Below are 19,584 nucleotides of genomic sequence, written 5' to 3'. Positions count from 1 at the left end.
GGTGTCCTCTCAGCGGTACTCGGGGTTGGGATGGGTGAAATCGAACCGCTCGCCCTCGTCCCAGGCCGCTCGCTGGTTTCCGTACGCGGGGATTCCGCCCGTGTCCTTCAGCATTTTCGCCAGGTGCATGAGGTTCCACGTCATGAACGTGGTGTTGCGGTTCGTGAAGTCGTTCTCCGGCCCGCCGGACCCCGGGTCCAGGTAGGACGGACCGGGGCCGATCGGCCCGAGCCAGCCGGCGTCGGCCTGCGGCGGGATCGTGTAACCGAGGTGCTGGAGGCTGTAGAGCACGTTCATGGCGCAGTGCTTCACCCCGTCCTCGTTGCCGGTGATCAGGCAGCCACCGACGCGTCCGTAGTAAGCGTACTGGCCGGCGTCGTTGAGCAGGTGCGAACACGCGTAGAGCCGTTCGATCACCTTCTTCATCTCCGACGAGTTGTCGCCGAGCCAGATCGGTCCACACAGGACCACGATGTCGGCGGCCAGCACCTTCTCGTACAGGGCGGGCCATTCGTCGCGGTCCCAGCCGCGCTCGGTCATGTCGGGGTACACGCCGACGGCGATGTCGTGGTCGATCGTCCGGATCACCTCGACCTCGACGCCATCGCGCCGCATGAGCTCCGCACTCACCCGGATGAGACCTTCGGTGTTGCTTGGCTCCGGCGAGCGCTTCAGCGTGCTGTTGAAGAACACGGCGCGCAAGCCGTCGAATCGGGGACTCACAGGCGCTCCAGGGTCGGTGGTCGGTGGACCTCACACCCTAGGGAGCATCACGCGCGGTCACCATTATCGGGACGTTACGGCGGTTCTTACGGAATTGTTGTGACCGGTTTCGCCGGCCGCGGCACTTGCTACTTTCGCCGCACCTCACGGGAAGGGGCCCCCATGGCTGCAGGACTCGACGACCTCGGAGCACTCGACGGCGAGCGCGTCCCCGCCGCGCACATGGCGGCCGCTCTGACGGCCGGTCGCCTGCGTTTCGACGACGGCTCGACCCAGATCTTCTCCGCGACGGCACCACCACCTACGTCGAGGCCGGCGCCACCACCCGCGGCGAGTGGACCGTCGAGGGGGAGGGGCGGTTCGGGTCTTTCTGGCCGCCGAGCTACCGCGCTTCGTACGATTTGCGGTGGATCGTGGAGGACGGGCGGGTTGTCGGCTTGCGGTTCACCGAACAGGGCCGCGGGTCCCGGTTCGACGGCCGTTACGGAGATTCGGGACCGGCGCCTACGACCGGCGCTGTTCGATCGTGAAGCCGAGCTTCCGCAGCACCGCGACCGCGCCCGCTTTGCCGCCTTCGAAGTCGCCCGGGGCGAGGCGCTCGCCGGTGGCGAGCTCGTACGCCGTACCGAGCAGGGCCTTGTGCGGGTACCGCTTGCCGTCCCGCACCAGTTCGTAGGTGCGCGACGGGCCGAACCCGTGCGCCGCGAAGAACGCCTCGGCCCCGAGCCGGTCGTACTCCTGCGCGGCGCGCACCACGTCCGCCTCGCTCACGCGGCTCCACGACACCATTTCTGCCGGACCTCCCGGGCTGGGCGACACGTCGCGGCCCAGCGTGGCGCCGGCGCGGGGTGCTTCGCATCGGGGAACTCCCCGGTGGGCTCCCGCCAGGCGATTACGGACGCGCCGGCCGTTTCGTCACCACCAGCAGCGCGACGTCGTCCTGGGCCGGGTTCGCGCCGACGAGCGCGGCCATCACGCGGGCGCACACGGCTTCCGGGTCGCCCGTGGTCATGGCGGCGGTCAGTTTGCGGAAGCCGTCGTCGAGGTCGGCGTCGCGGCGTTCGACGAGGCCGTCGGTGTAGAAGCCGAGCGTGCACTCCGGCGGCAGTGCGACCACGGTGTCGCGTCGGTCGGCGGGTGGCAGGCCCAGGCCCACGGGCAGGTCCGGCGGGACGTCCAGCAGGCGCGCGGGGGAGCCGGGCGTGGCCAGCACGGGCGGCGGGTGCCCGGCGAGGGACAGTACGAGGGTTTCGCGGTCCGGCGGCACGACGGCGTACGCGACGGTCGCCATGATGCCTTCCTCGAAGTGGTTCATCTTACGGCTCAGCTTGCCCAGCGCCTCCGCCGGACTCGCGGCGTCGAGCGCGTAGGCGCGCAGGGCACTGCGCAGCCGGCCCATCACCACGGCGGCGCCGAGGCCGTGGCCGGCGACGTCGCCCATGACGATGCCGAGGCGGTCTCCGGGGAGCGGGAACACGTCGTACCAGTCGCCGCCGACGGCGAAGTCCGCGCCGGGCACGTAGCGGGAGGCGAAGTCCAGGCCCGGCACCGAGGCGATGCGCGCCGGCAGGAGACTTCGCTGCAGCGCCGTCGCGGCCGCGCGGTCTTCGCTCGCGGCCTCGGCCACCATCGTCAACGCGAGGCGGGCCGCGGCGATCCGCAGGAGCTCGATGTCGTCCGCGCCGAACACACGTTCCACTGTGGACCCGATGTGCAGCACGCCCACGAGCTCGTCGCGGGCGAGCATCGGCACGCCGAGGAGCACTTTGAGACCGCGTTCCCACAGCAGCGCGTTGATCACGGTCGACTCGTCGACGTGGTCGATCAGCACTGGCTCACGCCGCGCCGCGACCCGCCCGGCGAACCCGGCTCCGACCGGCACTCGCACGCCCTGGAAGACCTCTTCCTCGATGCCCGCCGACGCTATCGCGGTGAGCTGTCCGGCGGCCTCGTCGTAGCGCAGCACGGTTGCGGTTTCGACGTCGAACAGCTCGCGGACGCGCTCCAGCAGTGTGCGCAGCAGCGGCTCCAGCTCGAGCCGGCCGAGGGCGGCGTCGGTGATCGACTCCAGCCGGTGCAGCCGGTCGCGGGCGCGGGGTTCGACGGGCATCGGACCAGGCTACTGGGTCACCGTACCTGCAACCGATGGTTGCGCGGCGAAGCGGCGTGCCCTAACCTGCAACCATCGGTTGCGAATCGGAAGGACGGCCATGGAGTACGGCACCATCGAGCGCGAGATCCGGGTGGCGGCGCCGCCCGAAGTCGTCTACGAGGTGATCACGCGGCCTGAGCACATCGCGGCGTGGTGGGGGTTCGACGCGGAGTTCGAGGGGACCGCGGGAACCCTGATCCGGCCGCGCCGGGACGGGAGCGGGACGGTCGTCGTGCCGGTGTCCGTCGTCGAGGCGGAGCCGCCGCGGCGGTTCGTGTTCCGCTGGGTGCAGCCGGAGAGGGAAACGGCGACGCCGGAGAACTCGTTCCTCGTCACGTTCGAGCTGGTGCCCACGGACGGTGGCACGCTGCTGAAACTCACCGAGGCCGGCTTCCGCGAGATCGGGTGGGAGGCGGCGCGGCTCCAGGCGTACTACCGCGACCACGCCGCGGGCTGGGACGAACACCTGCCCAACCTGGCGGCATACGCGGCCGGCCTGGTGCGCTCGTGATCGACGACGAGCTGTGGGCCGCCCTCGGCGACCCCACCCGGCGGCGCCTGCTGGACCTGCTGCTGGCCGACGGGTTCGGCACGGCGACGGGGCTGAGCGGGCACCTGCCGGTGACGCGTCAGGCGGTCGCCAAGCACCTCGTCGTGCTGGAGCGCGCGGAGCTGGTCGTGGCCCGCAAGGACGGGCGTGAGGTCCGGTACGTCGTCAACGAAGCGCAGTTCGCCCGCGCCGTCGCGCAGCTGACCTCCGTCGGCGCGGCGTGGGACGCCCGGCTGCGGCGGATCAAGACGATCGCCGAGTCGATCCAGGCTCTGCGTTCGGCCGAAGGGAAGGAACCCCCGTCATGACCCCGGACTACCAGAAGACCGTCTCGGTCAACGCGGCTCCCGACACCCTGTTCGACGCGCTCACGACTGTCGCCGGCCTCGGCGCGTGGTGGACCCGCGTCACGGGATCCGGCGACGCCGGTGGCGAGCTTCGGTTCTTCTTCTCCCATCCGGACCCGTGCGTGATGCGGGTCGACGAAGCCACGCGGCCGAGCGTGGTGCGCTGGACCGTGACCTCGTGCGACTTCCTCCCGGACTGGGTCGGCACGCGGCCGACCTTCACCATCGTCCCGGTCGACGGCGCGACGGAGCTTCACTTCCGCCACCACGGCCTCACCGCGCAGCTCGATTGCCTCGACATGTGCACCCGCGGCTGGAACCACTTCACCGAAAGCCTGCGCGCTTACGCGGAATCCGGCGTCGGCATGCCGAGCGGCAGCCCGGCCGACCTGGCCCGGCGCAGATGAGGCGGCGCGCTCGCGCGTAACGGAAATCGATGAGGTCCCGCCCGCTCGTCCCCCGTACGCTCGGCCACCTCGACGTGACCGCCGACTGCCCGAGCGGCCGCGGGAAGGACGCCGCGATGACCGCCCCCGAGATCCGCACGGAAACCGGACCGGTGCGGGGCCGCGTCGAGGACGGGCCTTTCCGTCTTCCGCGGCATCCCCTTCGCGCAGCCGCCGGTGGGGGACCTGCGGTTCGCCGCGCTGCGGCCGGTGCGGGCGTGGGACGGCGTGCGCGAGGCACTCGCGTTCGGACCGGCGCCACCGCAGTCGCTGCTGCTCGGCCCGCCGTCGAACGCGGTGCCCGGCGAAGACTGGTGACGCTCAACGTCTGGTCGCCGCGCCCCGAGGCGGGCGCTGCGGTGCCGGTGCTGGTCTGGATCCACGGCGGCGCGTTCCAGTTCGGGCACGCGACCGATCCGGCGTACGACGGCGCGCGCCCGGCTCGCGAAGCGGGCGTTGTCCTGGTGACGCTCAACTACCGCGTCGGCGTCGAAGGGTTCGGGCACCTGCGGGGCGCGCCGGACAACCGCGGCCTGCTCGACCAGATCGCCGCGCTGGAGTGGGTGCGGGCGAACATCGCCGCATTCGGGGGCGATCCGGCGCGTCACGGTGTCCGGCCAGTCGGCGGGCGGTGGCTCGGTCGCGGCGTTGCTCGCGATGCCCGGCGCGGCGGGGTTGTTCCGGCGGGCCATCGTCCAAGTGGATCCGGGACGTTCTTCACCCCGCCGCCGGCCGCTGACGTCATGACCGAGATCGCCGCCCGCACGGGGCGCGAGCCGACAGTCGAGGACCTGCGCGGTGTGTCGGCGGCCGGGCTCGTCGCCGCTGCCGACTCGGTGAGCGGCGAGATGCGGGCCCGCACCGGACGCTGGGGCGCCGCCGCGCACGCCGCGGTTGCGTTCTCGCCGGTCGTCGACGGCGAGGTGCTGCCCCGCATCCCGTTCGAGGCGCTGGCCGCAGGCGCGGGCCGCGGGATCGAGCTGGTCGCCGGCCACACCCGGGACGAGGGCTGTTCCGCAGGCCGAGCCACCGCCTGGCCGAGGCTCAGGTGGCCGGCGGCGGCCGCGCCCACGCCTACGAGCTGGTCTGGCCGGCGCCCGGCCTGGACGGCATGCTCGGCACCTGCCACAGCCTCGACGTGCCGCTGGTGCTCGGCAACCGCCACGGGAGCCTGTCCGCCCTGCTCCTGGGCGCCGAACCGCCCGCCGAAACCGAAGTCGTCGCCCGGCACTTCGTCACCGCGTGGGCCGCCTTCGCCCACACAGGCGACCCGGGCCGGCCGGCCTACGACACCCGGCGGCGTGCGGTCGCGGTCTTCGACACCGACCTCACGACCACGTCGTATCCGGAGGACGCGTCCCGCGCGCTGTGGGCCGGGCACGCCTTCGCGCCGCTGCCGCTGCCGGACTTGACCGGTGATCCACTCGCCTGCGACTCTCGCGCTCTCGGGGGAGACACGGGAACGGTGGCATGACCGGCAAATGGGGCGGCCTCACGGCTTTGCTCGCGGGGTTCTTCGTGATCCTGCTCGACACGACCATCGTGGCGGTGGCGAGCCCGGCGATCCAGGCCGAGCTGAAGCCCGGCGTGGCCGGGTTGTTCTGGGTGACGGCCGGCTACTTGCTCGCGTTTTCGGTGCCGCTGCTGGTGTTCGGGCGGCTCGGTGACCGCTTCGACCCCAAGCGCGTGTACCTGTTCGGGATGGCGGGCTTCGGGGTCGCGTCGGCCTTGTGCTCACTGTCGCCTTCGGTCGGCTGGCTGATCGCGTTCCGGATCCTGCAAGGACTGGCCGCGGCGGCGATGGCGCCGCAGCCGCTCACGTTGATCCGGCGGCTCTTCGCCGAGGACGAACGCGGGCGCGCCCTCGGCGTGTGGGGTTCGGTCGCGGCGGCGGGCACCCTGCTCGGGCCCGTTGCGGGCGGCCTGCTGACCGCGATGCTCGACTGGCGCTGGATCTTCTGGGTCAACGTGCCGCTCTGCGGTGTCGCGCTGCTGCTCGGCCTGCGCCTGATTCCCGGCAGTCCCGGGCGCGCCACGCGGTTCGACGCCCCGGGCGCGGTGGCGAGCACGGCGGGGCTGAGCCTGCTCGTGTGGGCGCTGCTGTCGTGGGCTTCGCTGTCCCTGCTCGCGCTGGCCTTGTCCGCCGTTCTGCTGGTCTTCTTCTGGCGCCGCGAACGCGGCCAAGGCGAGGAAGCCCTTGCGCCGCTGGAGCTTTACCGCTTGCCCGGGTATTCCGCGGCCAGCCTGGCGATGGCGGCGCTCGGCGCGACGGTGCTCGCGATGGCCCTGCCGACCATGCTCTACGTGCAGGACGTGCGCGGGTTCGGCCCCATCGAGGGCGCGGCGGTCCTCGCGCCGGACGCCGTCGTGGCGATGGTCCTGTCCCCGTGGACGGGCCGCTGGGTCGATCGCATCGGTCCGCGCCGGCCGGCGGTGGCGGGCATGGTGCTGCTGACAGCGAGCTTGCTCATCGTGGGCCTGGTGGTCGTGCTGCACTGAACCCGTGGTGGGTCGCGGCCGGAGCCGCAGTGCTCGGCGCGGCCAACGCCCTGGCCTGGGCGCCGCTGTCGGTCACCGCGATGGCGTCGGTCGCCCCGTCGGCGGGGGGCGCGGCTTCGGGGCTGTTCCACGGTGCGGCAGGTGGGCGCGGTCGCGGGCGTCGCGGCGACGGGTGCGATCCTCGCCGGGTTGGCCGCCCGGCCCACGCTGGCGTTCGGCGTCGTGTTCGGCTTGATCACGCTCACCGCCGCCGCGGGCACCGTCGCGGCCGTGCGGCTGCCGAAGACCCTGACCGGGGCCGAGTGAGCGTGGTCGCGGTGTGGACGACGCTGCGCACGGCGCCGTCCGCCGCGAGGCCGTGGAGGTGGGTCAGGCCGAACAGCGCCTCGGCGCTGATCACGACGGCGAGGTCGCGTTTGAGCTGGGCCAGGGCCGCGGGGGAAAGGTCCTTCAACTGCGCCGGCGGGGCGAGCGCGTGGTCGATGAGGCGAAGCGCAGACCCGGGCGGGCGGTGGCGTCGGCCGGGCGCGTGACGGTGGCCGCGATGATGGCGCGCACGGCGCCTTCGTGGGTCAGCACGTGGCGCAGGAGGTGCTCGGTCGCGGTGGCGATCCGGACGACGGGTCGGCTGAGTCGGCGACCGGCGCCAGGGCCTCGGCCGGGTCCAACAGGGTCTCCGCGACGGTTTCCCGCATCAGGCTGGCCAGGTCCGGGAAGTAGCGGTAGGCGGTGGCCTCGGAGACCTGGGCGGCTTTCGCGACGTCCGGCATGGTCACCGCGTGGCCGGCGCGGACCAGGTCGGTGGCGGCGGCGAGGATCGCGGTGCGGGTGCGCCGCTTCGGGTTCACGCGGCCGCCGGCGTCCGGGTTCAGCATCCGGCCGCGGTAGCAAGTCCGCTCTCATGACGAGAGCGGACTTGCAGGAGCCGGGTCAGCGGCGCGCGGGCACGGCGTCGGCCGTGGCGGCGTTGGCGTGCTGGGATTCGACGTCGGCCAGCCGCTGCCGCAGCGCGGTGGTCATGAGCTGCCAGGCGTCCGAACCCAGCACGAGGCGGCGCGGCGGTGCGCCGAAACCGCCGCGCGCACGACGGCGGCGATCGTGTTCTCCTGACTGTTCGTCATCTCCGACACGGGGATCGGCTCCTGGTCGGCCGGCCCGCCGCGGTACGGGGCGCTGACCGGCACGCGGTCGGCGGCGTCGAAGAAGCCCGTGCGGACCATGCCTGGCTCGATCAGCGTGGTGTCGATGCCGAACGGCGCAACCTCCTCGGCCAGCGCCTCGAAGAATCCTTCGATGGCCCATTTCGTGGTGTGGTAGAGCGAAAACGCGGGGAACGCGAGGTGTCCGCCCATGCTCGACAGCTGCAGCAGCCGGCCGCCGCCCTGGGCGCGCAGGTGCGGCACGACCGCGCGGGCGAGCTGGATCGAGCCGGTGAGGTTGGTGGCGATCATGCGGTCGATCTGCGCGTCGGTGAGGTCCTCGGCGGTGGCGAACACGCCGTAGCCGGCGTTGGAAACGACCACGTCGATGCGCCCGAACGCGGCGAACGCTTCGTCGACGACAGCGCGCAGTTGCGCGGTGTCCGTGACGTCCAGCGCGCGTACCCACAGGCGTTCGCCGTGGCGGGCGGCGAGGTCGTCGAGCTGCTCCGGGCGGCGAAGGGTGGCCGCGACGCGGTCGCCGCGTGCGAGCACCTGCTCCACGAGCTCGCGGCCCATCCCGCGCGACGCTCCGGTCACGAACCAGGTCTTGCTGTTCGGTGTGGTGTCCATGCTGGGGAGAACCCGTTGTGCGGAGCGAAAAATCCATACGGGCGATGAGAGTTCTGGATCGTAGCGATACGGTTTGTGCATGAGTGAGCTGACCGTGGCGGGATTGCGGGTCGTCCGGGAGATCGCGTTGAGCGGATCGTTCACCGCCGCCGCGCGGCTGCTGGGGTACTCGCAGCCGGCGATCTCGCGCCAGGTGGCCGCGATGGAGGCGGCGGCCGGGCAGGCGCTGTTCGTCCGCGAGGGACGCGGCGTGCGGGTCAGCGCGGCCGGCGCCGTCGTGGTCGAGCACGCGGGGCGGATCCTGGCCGGGATGCGGGCGCTGGAACAGGACCTCGCGGGCCTGGACGACCGGCTCGCCGGCCGCGTCCGGCTGGGTGCGTACCCGTCGGCGACGGCCGTGCTCGTGCCCCGGGCCGTCGCGCGGCTGCGCAGCGAGCACCCGGGCCTGGAGGTGGCGCTGACCGAAGCGGCGACGCCCACGCTGCTGCGGCACCTGCGCGCCCGGCGGCTGGACGTGGCCGTGCTCGGCGTGGGCGCCGGGCTGCCGGACTACGACCTGGCCGGGCTCGACCACGAGCTCGTGTCGGCCGGCGGTCTGTGTGTCGCGGTGCCTTCCGGTCATCGGCTGGCCGGCGTCGACGTGGTCCCCGTGGCCGAGCTCGCGGGCGAGGCCTGGATCGCCGGCCCGGGCGGCGGTGACGACCCGCAGTTCCGTGCCTGGCCGACGCTCACCGAGCCCGTGATCGGCCACGCCGTGCGCGGCTGGCTGGCGCGGCTCGGCCTGGTCGCCGCCGGGCTGGGCGTGTGCCTGATGCCCGAGGTCGCTGCCCTGTCCATCCCGGCCGGCGTGGTCACCGTCGGCGTCGACGACCCGAACTGGCCGGGCCGCCGGACGATCGCCGTGTTCCCGCCGATGCGCGGCGCGGAAGCCGAGGGTGTGGTCGCCGCCTTGCGCCAGGTAGGCGACGACCTTCGCACCGGCCGCGCGGCTTCGTGAGAGGGACTTGCACGAAGCTCAAGTGAGGGTCTGCCGTCGTCGTGAAAGTTGACTCTCACGAGGGGAGTTCATGGCCCGCGTCAAGATCGTGGGGCCGGACGAGGGCGAGGTCGCCCTCACGGTGCCGATCCAGCTGCGGATCCTGGAGGACGGCAGCACCACTGGCCACCGGCTGGGGCTCGCCGAGATCGTGGTGGCCCCGCACGTCGACGGACCGCCGCAGCACCGCCACGTGCATCACGACGAGGGGTTTTACGTCGTGCACGGGACGGTCCAGTTCACCGTGGGTTAGCAGACCCATGACGCTCCGGCCGGCAGCCTCGTGCTGGTGCCGCCGGGCGCGCCGCATGCGTTCGCGAACCCGGGCGACGAGCCCGCGGTCGTGCCAACACGTTCACCCCGGACTGTACGTTCGGTACTTCCGCGACCTGCGCGAGTTCGCCACGCGGGCGGGACGGCCGGTGACCGCCGACGAGACCGTCGAGATCATGGCGCGGTACCCGCACGGACTCGCGACCACCTACGCCGGCGACGACCCCGGCCCCCCTCGGAGACCAGGGAGGTCCGGCTCTGCGACGGCACGGTCCGGGTTGAGGACCGCGGTACCGGGTGTCCGGTCCTGCCGCTCCACGGCGGTGCCGGCCCGGCTTCCGTCTCCGGCCTCACCACCGCGCTCGCCGGGCGGGGCGCGCGGGTTCTCGCCCCGGTCCTGCCCGGGTTCGACGAGACACCGCCGGTCGACGGCGTTCACGACGTACCCGCTCTGGCGCACCTTTTCCGGCAGCTGCCGGCGAAGCTCGACCTCGAGGACGTCCTCGTCGTCGGCAACTCGCTGGGTGGCTGGATCGCCGTGCAGATGGGTGTCGACGAACAAGTGGCCGGCACGCAGCGGGTCGTGCTCCTGAACGTGGTCGGCACACCGTCGACGGGCAGCCGATCACCGACATCTCGGCGAAGCCGACCCCGAACTGCGCGCTCGGCTCGAATCGGTGCGCCTGCCGGTGGCCGTCGTCTGGGGTGAGAGCGACGGAATCGTCGACCTCGCTTACGGTCGTGCCTACGCGGCGTCGTTCGCCGGCGAAAACGACGAGGGCGCGACGTTCGCAGTCGTGCGCGAAGCCGGTCACCAGCAACCGGACCGCGTCACCGACCTGGTGCCGGGCGAACCGGCCTGAGGACGGTGCAATTCGGTTACGGGCTTGATACACCGATCCTATGGGCTCATGGAAAAAGACAGTGAGCACGAAACAAGAACTGATGGCTCCCGCGCGATCGGGCCCTTACGCTCGATCGCATGACCACCAAGAAGCAGGCCGCTGACGCGGTGCTCGAGGCCAAGGTCCGGCTGGGGCTCACCTGGGCCGAAATCGCCGACGCCCTCGACGCCCCCTTGGCGTGGACGACGTCGGCGCTGCTCGGGCAGCACCCGGTTCCCGCGGACAAAGCCGGGAAGGCCGTCGCGATCCTGGAGCTGGGCGAGGACGTCGCGCAGGCGCTGCAGCTCCAGCCGACGCGCGGCGCGCTCGAGGAGGCCGTGCCGACCGACCCGACCATCTACCGCTTCTACGAGGTCCTGCAGGTGTACGGCCCCACCATCAAGGAACTGATCCACGAGCAGTTCGGCGACGGCATCATGAGCGCGATCAACTTCAAGATCGACGTCGGCCGCCGCGAGGACCCGGGTGGCGAGCGCGTGGTCGTGACGCTCGACGGGAAGTTCCTCAAGTACCAGTGGGGCTGAGCGCCGCGCGGGCGTGACCGGACCCGCCTTGCCCCGGCACGGGCAAGGCGATCCGGCGCCGTGAAGCTACGAAGCCGACCACACGGCGAGCACGTTGCCTTCCGGATCCCGGAAGTGGAACCGCCGCCCGCCCGGGAAGTCGTAGGCCGGTTCGACGATCGTGCCGCCCGCCGCGACGACGGATGTTTCGCTCGCACCCAGGTCGTCCGAATACAGGATGCACAGCGGCCCGCCCGGGGCGATCGCGTCGTCGACGCGGAAGCCGCCGACCTCCGGGTACGCCTCGCCCGGATCGGCCCGGATGCCGGCGTACCCGGGCCCGTAGGCGTTGAAGCCCCAGCCGAACGCGTCGCGGTAGAACGCCGTCGCGCGGTCGAGGTCGGTCACGCCGAACTCCGTGTAGTCCAGGCGATGGTGCGTGGAAGCCATGACGATCCTCCCGGTCGGCTCAAGTGGCTTCGCCCATTCTGTTCGCTACCACCGACAAAAACGTCAGGCCGGCCGGTAGGTGAGGTGAACGAGGCTTTCACCGACGGTCCTCGTGGCCACGAGCCGCATCGGTTTCACCCCGCTCGTCTCGCCGAAGAGCCGTTCGCCCGCGCCGATCACGACCGGGTAGGTCATCAGGCGCAGCTCGTCGACGAGGTCATGCCCGGCCAGTGCGTGCGCCAGCAGGCCGCTGCCGTAGACGACGACGTCTCCGTCCACCTCCTGTTTGAGATTCGGGACTTCCTCGGCCTTCAGGACCGTGGAGTTGGTCCACTCCGGACCGTCGAGGGCCGAGGACGAGACGACGTACTTCGGCAGCTCGCGCAACCGGTCGGCCCAGGCGCCGTCGCGGGACCCCCAGCCCCGCGCGACGAACCACGCGTAGGTGCGTCGCCCCATCAGCAGGGCGGCGGCGCTCACCGCCTCTTCGAACTCGACCTTCGCCCACGCTTCCCGGTCCGCGTCCCCGACGCACTTGAACCAGCTGCCGCGCCCGAGGCCGTCTTCGCCGGTCGGATCCTGGATGACTCCGTCGAGCGAGACGTTCTCACTGATGACGATCTTTCCCATGGCCGTTCTCCCTTGTTCTCGGCTGTCGGGGATACCGACGCCGCGGGATCCGGAAAAGAGGCGCACCGCCCCCTTCACGCCCCGGCCGGCGTCGAGACAGGATGAGAACGCCGACCGGAGAGAGGTGGCCATGGAACGGGCGAGGACCGACCTGATCAGCCGGGCGCGGGGCGGCGACGGCGAGGCTTTCCGGGCGCTGACCGAACCGCACCGCCGCGAGCTGCAGGTGCACTGTTACCGGATGCTCGGCTCGTTCCAGGACGCCGAGGACGCGCTGCAGGACACGCTGCTGTCCGCCTGGCGGGGCCTGAGCGGGTTCGACGGCCGCGCCTCGATCCGCACCTGGCTCTACCGGATCGCCACCAACCGGTGCCTCAGCGCCCTGCGCGCGGCCAAGCGCCGCCCGGCCAAGGAATGGGACATCCCCGGCGTCGAACCGCCGGAACCCACGCGGCTCGGCGAGGTCGTGTGGCTCGAGCCGTACCCCGACGCCCTCCTCGAAGGCGCGATCGCCGTGCCGCTCGGCCCGGAAGCCCGCTACGACCAGACCGAGTCGATCTCCCTGGCCTTCGTGACCGCCCTGCAGGCATTGCCGCCGCGCCAGCTGGCCGTCCTGATCCTGCGTGACGTGCTCGGGTTCCCCGCCGCCGAGGTGGCCGGCATGCTGGACACGACCGTCGACTCGGTCAAGAGCGCCCTGAAACGAGCGCGCGCCGGCCTGCCTCGCCGGCGGCCGGCCGTCACCGAACCCGCTCCCGCCGCCGGCTCGCCCGCCGAGGACGCGCTCGTGGCGAGGTTCGTCAGCGCGTACGAGGCCGCCGACATCGACGCGCTGGTGACGCTGCTGACCGACGACGCGTTCATGTCGATGCCGCCGCTGCCTTTCGAGTACGAAGGCCGCGACGTCGTGGCACACTTCTGTGCGAGCCTGTTCGGCGCGGGCCGCCGCTTCGACCTTGTGCCGACGCGCGCCAACGGCCAGCCCGCGTTCGGCGCGTACCTGCGCACCCCGGACGGCGTCCGCCACGGCACCGGCCTCTACGTCCTGACTCTGAGAGGTGACCGGATCTGCGCGATGAGCCGCTTCGAGAACAGCGTGTTCCCGGCGTTCGGGCTCCCGCGTTCGCTCCCGGGCCGGTAGGCCGGGGCGGCCCTGAGCGGACGGTCACCGTCACCGGCACAGTCATCTGTCTGGCGCTGTGCCGGTCCCGGTCCGGCGACGATGGTCCCCGTCAACCAGGGCGGGCCCGGAAGCCGGGCCGCCGAACGAACGGAGACCACCCATGCCGACGATCACCACCGCCGACGGCACCGAGATCTTCTACAAGGACTGGGGCACGGCGAAAATTGATCTTTTCATGCGTAGTCGAGCCTCTTCGGGAGGCGAATGCTGGACCGTATGGACGACATGCACTTCGACCTGGTGGTCATCGGCTTCGGCAAGGGCGGCAAGACGCTGGCCGCGGCGCTGGGGAAGCTCGGCAAGCGCGTCGCGATGATCGAGCAGTCCGCGGCGATGTACGGCGGCACCTGCATCAACATCGGCTGCGTGCCCACCAAGTCGCTCGTCCACCACGCCGAGCACCCCGGCACCGGCACCCCGCCCGAGCGCCACCGCAGGGCGGTCGAGGCCACGCGCGCGCTCACCACTGCGATGCGGGGCAAGAACTTCGCCATGCTCGACACGATCGACACCGTCACCGTGATCACCGGCAAGGCGACGTTTCTCGACCCCAAGACCATGCGGGTCGCCGCGGGGGAGGACGTCCTGCGCGTGACGGCGGAGACGATCGTGATCAACACCGGCGCCGTGCCGACGGTCCCGGCCATCCCGGGCCTGCGCGAGAGCACCCGGCTGCTGACCAGCACCGACCTGATCGACCTCGACCACCTGCCCCAGCGCCTCGCGATCCTCGGCGGCGGGTACGTGGGCGTGGAGTTCGCCTCGACCTACGCCCAGTTCGGCAGCGCTGTCACGGTGCTCGACGCCGCGCCGCGGATCATGCCCCGCGAGGACGAGGACATCGCCGCGGCGGCCACCGGCATCCTGCGCGGGGCCGGGGTCGAGTTCGTCTCCGACGCCCACGTGACCGGCGTACGCGACATCGACAACGGGGTGGAGATCACCTACGAGATCGACGGCGAGCCGCACACGCTCGCGGCCGACGACGTGCTGGCCGCGACCGGGCGCACGCCCGCCACCGAGGGCCTGAGCCTCGCCCGCGCCGGCGTGCGCACCACCGCGACCGGTGCCGTCGAGGTCGACGAGCACCTGCGCACCAGCCAGCCGCACATCTTCGCGATCGGCGACGTCAACGGCGGCCCGCAGTTCACCTACATCTGGCTCGACGACTACCGCATCGTGGCCGACCAGCTCCTCGGTGGCGGCAAGCGGTCCACAAAGGACCGGAAGTACATTCCGTACACGGTGTTCATGAGCCCGGCGCTCTCGCGCGTGGGCCTCACCGAACGCGAGGCCGTGGAGCGCGGGCTGCCGGTGAAGGTCGTGGAGAAGGCCGTGGTCGACATCGCCGCCATGCCGCGGTCGAAGATCGTCGGCGAGACGCGCGGCGTGATGAAGTTCGTCCTCGACCGCGATCGCAGTCATTCGCCGGATCGGGGAAGCAGTGAGGAGTCGACGAGGCCGCTCCGCAGTGCCTCCTCCGCGGTGACCGGCGTCCCGGCGCGGGAGTGCCGGTTGCGCAGGGAGACGACGGTGTCGAGCTCGGCGCGGGTCAGGCGGGCGTCGGGGACCAGGCCCACCGCGGGATCGATGAGGATCGCCAGGTGGCGCTCGGCGCTCGTGCCGGTGAGGCCGAGGCGGTCGGTCACCGCGGCCAGTGCGACTTCCTGGTGCCGGCCCGCCGCGAGCTCCCGTGCCACGGCCGAGGTGACCGTGAGCAGGGCGGCGAGTGCGTCGCGGTGCGCGGCGATCCCGTCGGCGGTGGCGCACAGGACAGTCCCGGCGTACGGGCCGATCTCGGTGACCGACGCGACGCGCCGGGCACCCTGGGCTTCGGCGACGAGGTCGTTGCCGGCGTTGAGCACGGTGGTGTCCACGGCGCCCTCGACCAGGGCCCGCGCGCGTTTCGGGGTGGAGCCGAGGCTGACGACCTCGTAGTCGGTGTCGCGGACCAGGCCGGCGCGCGCCAGGAGCTCGAACGCGATGAACGCGAAGCCCGAACCGGGCACGTCGACGCCGAGCCGGCTGCCACGCTCGGGTACGGCGAGGCCGGTTGCGGTGAACAGGCCCAGCCCGAGGCCGCGGTCGACCGCTCCGAGGACGCGCACGTCGCCGGTCCGGCCGAGCGGGTTGCCGGGGGCGCAGCGGTAGGCCAGCACGTTGTCCGGGTTGGTGAACGCGGCGTCGAGGCGGCCTTCGAACAGGTCCTCGAACTGGTGGGCCGACGTCTTCGCCGGCACCTCCGTGACCTCGAGCCCGGCCTCGGAGAGCGCGCCGGTGGCGGCGGCGACCGACAGGAGGACCGACGGGCTGAACGTGCCCAGCTGGATCGAACGCACCCCGGTGCCGCCTTTCGTAGTCTCACAGCCGTTTCGGCGCTGCCGGCTGCGGACGTTCGCAGCTCGGCTTTCTTTTCACTACTTGACGGATTCTAACTGGCGTCGCATGATGATTGCAAACGATTGCAAACACTCGGAGGTATCTACCATGGTGACCCTGACCGACCGACCCACGATCGGCTGGATCGGTGCCGGCCGCATGGGTGCGGCGCTCGTGCGCCGGCTGCTCGCGGCCGGCTACGACGTCGCCGTCTACAACCGCACGCGGGCCAAGGCCGAAGAGCTGGTCGCTGCCGGCGCGACCGTCGCGGACCAGCCGGTGGACCTCGCCGGGCGGGACGTGGTGTTCACCATGGTCTCTGCCTCGGCCGACCTGCAGACCGTGACCTCGGGTGAGGGCGGCCTGTTCACGGACCCGGCGAAGGCGCCGAAGGTCGTGATCGACTCCTCCACGGTCTCCGCCGAGGCCTCGGCCACCGTGCGCGTGGAGGCGGCCAAGCGCGGCACCGAGCTGCTGGCGGCGCCCGTGAGCGGCAACCCGAAGGTCGTGAGCTCGGGCAAGCTGACGCTCGCCGTCTCGGGGCCGCGCGCGGTGTTCGACGAGGTGCGCCCGATGCTCGACACCCTCGGCCGCGGCGTGACCTACGTCGGCGAGGACGAGGTGGCGCGGCTGGTGAAGATCTGCCACAACGTCTTCCTCGGCGTGGTGATCCAGTCGCTGGCCGAGATCACGGTGCTGGCGGAGAAGGGCGGCGTGACGCGCGAGGCGTTCATGACCTTCCTCAACGACTCCGTCATGGGTTCGGTCTTCTCCCGCTACAAGACGCCGGCGCTGGTCAACCTGGACTTCACGCCGACGTTCACGATGCCGTTGCTGCGCAAGGACTTTGACCTCGGCCTCGCCGCCGCGCGCGAGCTGGACGCGCCGATGCCGGTGGCTTCGGCGACCGCGCAGATCGTGGCCGGTGCGATCGGCGCCGGACTGGTGGAGCAGGACTTCGCCGTGCTGATCGAGGAGCAGGCGCGCCGGTCCGGTATCACGCTGGTGTCCGAGAACGCCGAGGTCTCCGACGGTCTGGAGCCCACCGATGTCTGACGGGCGGCCGATCCCGGCCCCGGGCCACAACGCCGTCGACTTCGAGGAGCGCGTGGATTTCGCGCGGCTGCGCGACTACCGCCTCGCCCGGGCACGGGCCTCGCTCGACGCGGGCGAGTGCGGTGCGTTCCTGCTGTTCGACTTCTACAACATCCGCTACACCACGCAGACGTGGATCGGCGGCGCGCTCGGCGACAAGATGACCCGCTACGCGCTGCTGACCCGCGACGGCGAGCCGATGCTGTGGGACTTCGGTTCCGCCGCGAAGCACCACCAGCTGTACTCGCCGTGGCTCGAGCCGGAGAACTGCCGCGCCGGCATGCTCGGCCTGCGCGGCGCGATCTCGCCCGAGGCGGGCCTGATGCGTGACGCCGTCACGCAGATCAAGGACCTGCTCACGCAGGCCGGCGTCGCGGATTCGCCGGTGGGCGTGGACATCGTGGAGCCGCCGTTCCTGTTCGAGATGCAGCGCCAAGGCCTCACGGTGGTCGACGCGCAGCAGGCGATGCTCGACGCGCGGGAGATCAAGTCGTCCGACGAGATCACGTTGCTCTCGCAGGCGGCGGCGATGGTCGACGGCGTGTACCAGGACATCGTCGAGGCGCTCAAGCCCGGCGCGCGCGAGAACGAAATCGTCGCGCTGGCCAACAAACGGCTCTACGAAATGGGTTCCGACCCGGTCGAGGCGATCAACGCGGTGTCGGGGGAGCGGTGCAACCCGCACCCGCACAACTTCTCCGACCGGCTCATCCGGCCCGGCGATCAGGCGTTCCTCGACATCATCCAGTCCTACAACGGCTATCGGACGTGTTACTACCGCACGTTCAGCGTCGGCAGTGCCACCGATGTGCAGCGCGGCGCCTACCGGCAGGCGCGCGAATGGATGGACGCGGCGATCGAAGCCGTGAAGCCGGGGATCGGGACCGACGACGTCGCCCGCGTGTGGCCCGCCGCGACCGAGTTCGGCTTCGCGAGCGAGATGGCCGCGTTCGGCCTGCAGTTCGGCCACGGCCTCGGGCTTGGCCTGCACGAACGGCCGATCATCTCCCGGCTCAACAGCCTCGGCAACCCGGTCGAGATCCGCCCCGGGATGGTGTTCGCGCTCGAGACCTACTGCCCGGCCACCGACGGGTTCTCCGCCGCGCGCATCGAAGAGGAAGTCGTGGTCACCGAGACCGGCGTCGAGGTGCTGACGAAGTTCCCGGCGCAGGACCTGTTCGTCGCCAACCCGTACTGAGGAGTCACCGTGAAGGTCCCCGAAGAGTTGTTCATCGGCGGTGAGTGGCGGCCCTCGTCCGACGGGTCCCGCATCACCGTGATCGACCCGGCCACGGCCGAGCCCATCACCACGGTCGCGAACGGCAGCGTCGAGGACGGCCTGGCCGCCGTCGCGGCCGCCGCCGCGGCGTTGCCCGCGTGGGGCGCGACCGCGCCCCGAGCCCGGGCCGACGTGCTGCACCGCGCGTTCACGCTCATGCACGACCGCGCCGAGGAGCTCGCCGAGCTGATTGTGCGTGAGAACGGCAAGGCGCTGCCCGACGCGCGCGGCGAGGTGAACTACGCCGCCGAGTTCTTTCGGTGGTACGCCGAGGAAACCGTGCGCGTGGCGGGCACCGTGCAGACCGCGCCGGGCGGCGCCAACCGCATCCTGGTGTTGCGGCAGCCGATCGGCGTGAGCGTGCTGGTGACGCCATGGAACTTCCCGGCCGCGATGGCCACGCGCAAGATCGCGCCCGCGCTCGGCGCCGGCTGCACCGTGATCCTGAAGCCGGCGTCGGAGACCCCGCTCACCGCGCTCGCGATCGCCGCGATCCTCGAAGAGGCCGGCGCGCCGGCGGGCACGGTGAACGTGGTGCCGTCCACGCGGTCCGGCAAGGTCGTCGGGGCCATGGTCCACGACGCGCGCGTGCGGAAGCTGTCGTTCACCGGGTCGACGGAGGTCGGCCGCGCGCTGCTGCACGAGGCGGCCGACACCGTGGTGAGCACGTCGATGGAGCTGGGCGGCAACGCGCCGTTCCTGGTCTTCGACGACGCCGACCTCGACGCGGCGGTGGACGGCGCGATGGTCGCCAAGATGCGCAACGGCGGCCAGGCCTGCACGGCCGCCAACCGGTTCTTCGTGCAGCGCGGCGTGGCCGCCGAGTTCGGCCGGCGGCTGGCCGAGCGGATGGGCGCGCTGCGCGTCGGGGCCGGCACTGACACCGGGGTCGAGCTCGGCCCGCTCGTGAACGAGGCCGCCGTGGACAAGGTGACCGAACTGGTCGACGGCACGGTCGGCGCCGGCGCCCGCGTGCTGGTCGGCGGGAAACGGCCGGAGGGCACGGGGTTCTACTACCCGGCGACCGTCCTGGCCGACGTCCCGGCGGGCGCGCCCGTGCTCGCGGAGGAGATCTTCGGCCCGGTGGCGCCGATCGTCACGTTCGACAGCGAGGACGAGGTCGTCCGGCTGGCCAACGACACCGAGCACGGCCTGGTGTCCTACGTGTACACCGGTGATCTCGCCCGCGGCCTGCGGCTTTCGGAGGCACTGGAGTCGGGCATGGTCGGGCTCAACCGCGGCCTGGTCTCCGAGCCGGCCGCTCCGTTCGGCGGCGTGAAGCAGAGCGGGCTCGGCCGCGAGGGCGGGCACGAAGGGCTGCTGGAGTACACCGAGTCCAAGTACGTCGCGGTCTCTTGGTGA

Annotated in this window: 25 protein-coding genes and 2 pseudogenes; 18 read left to right on the top strand and 9 right to left on the bottom strand. The window is 71.8% G+C overall.

All coding sequences use genetic code 11. From position 1 onward, the window contains the following. Positions 1-9: 9 nt before the first annotated feature. The 3 genes from AB0383_RS04810 to AB0383_RS04800 all read right to left on the bottom strand — a co-directional run bounded on the left by AB0383_RS04810 (position 10) and on the right by AB0383_RS04800 (position 2,833). Complete coding sequence (locus tag AB0383_RS04810) at positions 10-723, bottom strand: flavodoxin family protein (RefSeq protein WP_366185201.1); 714 nt, start codon at positions 721-723, stop codon at positions 10-12. 504 nt (positions 724-1,227) lie between these two features. Then, complete coding sequence (locus AB0383_RS04805; protein ID WP_364185922.1) at positions 1,228-1,494, bottom strand: hypothetical protein; 267 nt, start codon at positions 1,492-1,494, stop codon at positions 1,228-1,230. Positions 1,495-1,615: 121 nt separating this feature from the next. Further along, on the bottom strand, positions 1,616-2,833 hold the full coding sequence (locus AB0383_RS04800; RefSeq protein WP_364185920.1) for a GAF domain-containing SpoIIE family protein phosphatase: 1,218 nt from the start codon (positions 2,831-2,833) through the stop codon (positions 1,616-1,618). Between the two features lie 100 nt (positions 2,834-2,933). Here AB0383_RS04800 and AB0383_RS04795 point away from each other — a divergent pair, with 100 nt between their 5' ends. The 8 genes and pseudogenes from AB0383_RS04795 (at position 2,934) to AB0383_RS04760 (ending at position 7,023) form a co-directional block, all read left to right on the top strand. Then, the gene (locus AB0383_RS04795; RefSeq protein ID WP_364185919.1) at positions 2,934-3,386 is read left to right on the top strand and encodes an SRPBCC domain-containing protein; all 453 of its coding nucleotides are present in this window, start codon (positions 2,934-2,936) and stop codon (positions 3,384-3,386) included. Continuing rightward, positions 3,383-3,733 (top strand): helix-turn-helix domain-containing protein, encoded by a 351-nt coding sequence (locus AB0383_RS04790; RefSeq protein ID WP_364185918.1) that lies wholly within the window; start codon positions 3,383-3,385, stop codon positions 3,731-3,733. Before AB0383_RS04795 ends, AB0383_RS04790 begins: the two co-directional genes overlap by 4 nt. Then, entirely contained in the window at positions 3,730-4,179 is a 450-nt protein-coding gene (locus AB0383_RS04785) for an SRPBCC domain-containing protein (protein ID WP_364185916.1), read from the top strand. The genes AB0383_RS04790 and AB0383_RS04785 overlap by 4 nt, the downstream gene beginning before the upstream one ends. Before the next feature lie 216 nt (positions 4,180-4,395). Next, positions 4,396-4,536 (top strand): hypothetical protein, encoded by a 141-nt coding sequence (locus tag AB0383_RS04780; protein WP_364185915.1) that lies wholly within the window; start codon positions 4,396-4,398, stop codon positions 4,534-4,536. After that, positions 4,533-4,965: pseudogene (locus tag AB0383_RS04775) on the top strand (carboxylesterase family protein). Before AB0383_RS04780 ends, AB0383_RS04775 begins: the two are co-directional and overlap by 4 nt. 301 nt (positions 4,966-5,266) lie before the next feature. Next, complete coding sequence (locus AB0383_RS04770) at positions 5,267-5,692, top strand: hypothetical protein (protein ID WP_366185196.1); 426 nt, start codon at positions 5,267-5,269, stop codon at positions 5,690-5,692. Continuing rightward, the gene (locus AB0383_RS04765; protein ID WP_366185194.1) at positions 5,689-6,717 is read left to right on the top strand and encodes an MFS transporter; all 1,029 of its coding nucleotides are present in this window, start codon (positions 5,689-5,691) and stop codon (positions 6,715-6,717) included. The genes AB0383_RS04770 and AB0383_RS04765 overlap by 4 nt, the downstream gene beginning before the upstream one ends. 141 nt (positions 6,718-6,858) lie before the next feature. Continuing rightward, complete coding sequence (locus AB0383_RS04760) at positions 6,859-7,023, top strand: hypothetical protein (protein ID WP_366185192.1); 165 nt, start codon at positions 6,859-6,861, stop codon at positions 7,021-7,023. Between the two features lie 144 nt (positions 7,024-7,167). On the opposite strand, the gene AB0383_RS04755 is transcribed toward AB0383_RS04760, so the two are convergent. The 3 genes from AB0383_RS04755 to AB0383_RS04745 form a co-directional block, all read right to left on the bottom strand. Then, complete coding sequence (locus tag AB0383_RS04755) at positions 7,168-7,296, bottom strand: hypothetical protein (RefSeq protein WP_364185912.1); 129 nt, start codon at positions 7,294-7,296, stop codon at positions 7,168-7,170. After that, the gene (locus tag AB0383_RS04750; RefSeq protein WP_364185911.1) at positions 7,290-7,592 is read right to left on the bottom strand and encodes a TetR/AcrR family transcriptional regulator; all 303 of its coding nucleotides are present in this window, start codon (positions 7,590-7,592) and stop codon (positions 7,290-7,292) included. The genes AB0383_RS04755 and AB0383_RS04750 overlap by 7 nt, the downstream gene beginning before the upstream one ends. Positions 7,593-7,733: 141 nt before the next feature. Further along, positions 7,734-8,489: an SDR family oxidoreductase gene (locus AB0383_RS04745; RefSeq protein WP_366185189.1), complete on the bottom strand. Its 756-nt coding sequence runs from the start codon at positions 8,487-8,489 to the stop codon at positions 7,734-7,736. A gap of 79 nt (positions 8,490-8,568) precedes the next feature. On the opposite strand from AB0383_RS04745, the gene AB0383_RS04740 reads away from it, so the two are divergent. The 5 genes from AB0383_RS04740 (at position 8,569) to cynS (ending at position 11,227) form a co-directional block, all read left to right on the top strand. Further along, complete coding sequence (locus AB0383_RS04740; RefSeq protein WP_366185187.1) at positions 8,569-9,486, top strand: LysR substrate-binding domain-containing protein; 918 nt, start codon at positions 8,569-8,571, stop codon at positions 9,484-9,486. 70 nt (positions 9,487-9,556) lie between these two features. After that, positions 9,557-9,778: a hypothetical protein gene (locus AB0383_RS04735; protein ID WP_364185905.1), complete on the top strand. Its 222-nt coding sequence runs from the start codon at positions 9,557-9,559 to the stop codon at positions 9,776-9,778. Between the two features lie 30 nt (positions 9,779-9,808). Then, positions 9,809-10,507, top strand: coding sequence for an alpha/beta fold hydrolase (locus AB0383_RS04730; RefSeq protein ID WP_364185903.1), 699 nt, complete (start codon positions 9,809-9,811; stop codon positions 10,505-10,507). Continuing rightward, complete coding sequence (locus AB0383_RS04725) at positions 10,476-10,661, top strand: hypothetical protein (RefSeq protein ID WP_364185901.1); 186 nt, start codon at positions 10,476-10,478, stop codon at positions 10,659-10,661. The genes AB0383_RS04730 and AB0383_RS04725 overlap by 32 nt, the downstream gene beginning before the upstream one ends. Before the next feature lie 119 nt (positions 10,662-10,780). Continuing rightward, the gene (gene cynS / locus AB0383_RS04720; protein WP_364185899.1) at positions 10,781-11,227 is read left to right on the top strand and encodes a cyanase; all 447 of its coding nucleotides are present in this window, start codon (positions 10,781-10,783) and stop codon (positions 11,225-11,227) included. Between the two features lie 66 nt (positions 11,228-11,293). On the opposite strand, the gene AB0383_RS04715 is transcribed toward cynS, so the two are convergent. Next, the gene (locus tag AB0383_RS04715; RefSeq protein WP_364185897.1) at positions 11,294-11,656 is read right to left on the bottom strand and encodes a VOC family protein; all 363 of its coding nucleotides are present in this window, start codon (positions 11,654-11,656) and stop codon (positions 11,294-11,296) included. A 63-nt stretch (positions 11,657-11,719) separates the two neighbouring features. After that, positions 11,720-12,286 carry a dihydrofolate reductase family protein gene (locus AB0383_RS04710; RefSeq protein WP_364185895.1) on the bottom strand — a complete coding sequence of 189 codons (567 nt, stop codon included), beginning with the start codon at positions 12,284-12,286 and terminating at the stop codon, positions 11,720-11,722. Between the two features lie 130 nt (positions 12,287-12,416). Between AB0383_RS04710 and AB0383_RS04705 the strand changes: the two genes are divergently transcribed. Together AB0383_RS04705 and AB0383_RS04700 are read left to right on the top strand one after the other, a co-directional pair. After that, entirely contained in the window at positions 12,417-13,427 is a 1,011-nt protein-coding gene (locus AB0383_RS04705) for a sigma-70 family RNA polymerase sigma factor (protein WP_366185183.1), read from the top strand. A gap of 246 nt (positions 13,428-13,673) precedes the next feature. Beyond that, positions 13,674-14,873 (top strand): annotated as a pseudogene (locus tag AB0383_RS04700) (FAD-dependent oxidoreductase); the annotation flags it as partial. Between the two features lie 17 nt (positions 14,874-14,890). Here AB0383_RS04700 and AB0383_RS04695 read toward each other — a convergent pair. Beyond that, positions 14,891-15,709 (bottom strand): ABC transporter substrate-binding protein, encoded by an 819-nt coding sequence (locus AB0383_RS04695; protein ID WP_364185993.1) that lies wholly within the window; start codon positions 15,707-15,709, stop codon positions 14,891-14,893. Positions 15,710-15,914: 205 nt separating this feature from the next. Between AB0383_RS04695 and AB0383_RS04690 the strand changes: the two genes are divergently transcribed. Genes AB0383_RS04690 through AB0383_RS04680 form a run of 3 tightly spaced genes read left to right on the top strand, consistent with a single transcriptional unit; the run spans position 15,915 to position 19,584 of the window. Further along, the gene (locus AB0383_RS04690; protein ID WP_364185891.1) at positions 15,915-16,904 is read left to right on the top strand and encodes an NAD(P)-dependent oxidoreductase; all 990 of its coding nucleotides are present in this window, start codon (positions 15,915-15,917) and stop codon (positions 16,902-16,904) included. Beyond that, the gene (locus AB0383_RS04685) at positions 16,897-18,141 is read left to right on the top strand and encodes a M24 family metallopeptidase (protein ID WP_364185889.1); all 1,245 of its coding nucleotides are present in this window, start codon (positions 16,897-16,899) and stop codon (positions 18,139-18,141) included. Before AB0383_RS04690 ends, AB0383_RS04685 begins: the two co-directional genes overlap by 8 nt. Positions 18,142-18,150: 9 nt before the next feature. Then, positions 18,151-19,584 carry an NAD-dependent succinate-semialdehyde dehydrogenase gene (locus AB0383_RS04680; RefSeq protein WP_364185887.1) on the top strand — a complete coding sequence of 478 codons (1,434 nt, stop codon included), beginning with the start codon at positions 18,151-18,153 and terminating at the stop codon, positions 19,582-19,584.

Origin of the sequence: Amycolatopsis sp. NPDC051373 (assembly GCF_040689465.1) — a bacterium.
Lineage (GTDB): Bacteria > Actinomycetota > Actinomycetes > Mycobacteriales > Pseudonocardiaceae > Amycolatopsis.
Note: the sequence above shows the minus strand (reverse complement) of the source record. Positions and strands in the feature narration are given on the sequence as shown.

Excerpts from the sequence above, each read along its gene's own strand:
- AB0383_RS04745 (WP_366185189.1), bottom strand. The coding sequence starts at position 8,489 with ATGGACACCACACCGAACAGCAAGACCTGGTTCGTGACCGGAGCGTCG.
- AB0383_RS04715 (WP_364185897.1), bottom strand. The coding sequence starts at position 11,656 with ATGGCTTCCACGCACCATCGCCTGGACTACACGGAGTTCGGCGTGACC.
- AB0383_RS04740 (WP_366185187.1), top strand. The coding sequence starts at position 8,569 with ATGAGTGAGCTGACCGTGGCGGGATTGCGGGTCGTCCGGGAGATCGCG.
- cynS (WP_364185899.1), top strand. The coding sequence starts at position 10,781 with ATGACCACCAAGAAGCAGGCCGCTGACGCGGTGCTCGAGGCCAAGGTC.
- AB0383_RS04705 (WP_366185183.1), top strand. The coding sequence starts at position 12,417 with ATGGAACGGGCGAGGACCGACCTGATCAGCCGGGCGCGGGGCGGCGAC.
- AB0383_RS04735 (WP_364185905.1), top strand. The coding sequence starts at position 9,557 with ATGGCCCGCGTCAAGATCGTGGGGCCGGACGAGGGCGAGGTCGCCCTC.
- AB0383_RS04785 (WP_364185916.1), top strand. The coding sequence starts at position 3,730 with ATGACCCCGGACTACCAGAAGACCGTCTCGGTCAACGCGGCTCCCGAC.
- AB0383_RS04765 (WP_366185194.1), top strand. The coding sequence starts at position 5,689 with ATGACCGGCAAATGGGGCGGCCTCACGGCTTTGCTCGCGGGGTTCTTC.
- AB0383_RS04690 (WP_364185891.1), top strand. The coding sequence starts at position 15,915 with ATGATGATTGCAAACGATTGCAAACACTCGGAGGTATCTACCATGGTG.
- AB0383_RS04750 (WP_364185911.1), bottom strand. The coding sequence starts at position 7,592 with ATGCTGAACCCGGACGCCGGCGGCCGCGTGAACCCGAAGCGGCGCACC.
- AB0383_RS04795 (WP_364185919.1), top strand. The coding sequence starts at position 2,934 with ATGGAGTACGGCACCATCGAGCGCGAGATCCGGGTGGCGGCGCCGCCC.
- AB0383_RS04710 (WP_364185895.1), bottom strand. The coding sequence starts at position 12,286 with ATGGGAAAGATCGTCATCAGTGAGAACGTCTCGCTCGACGGAGTCATC.
- AB0383_RS04685 (WP_364185889.1), top strand. The coding sequence starts at position 16,897 with ATGTCTGACGGGCGGCCGATCCCGGCCCCGGGCCACAACGCCGTCGAC.
- AB0383_RS04800 (WP_364185920.1), bottom strand. The coding sequence starts at position 2,833 with ATGCCCGTCGAACCCCGCGCCCGCGACCGGCTGCACCGGCTGGAGTCG.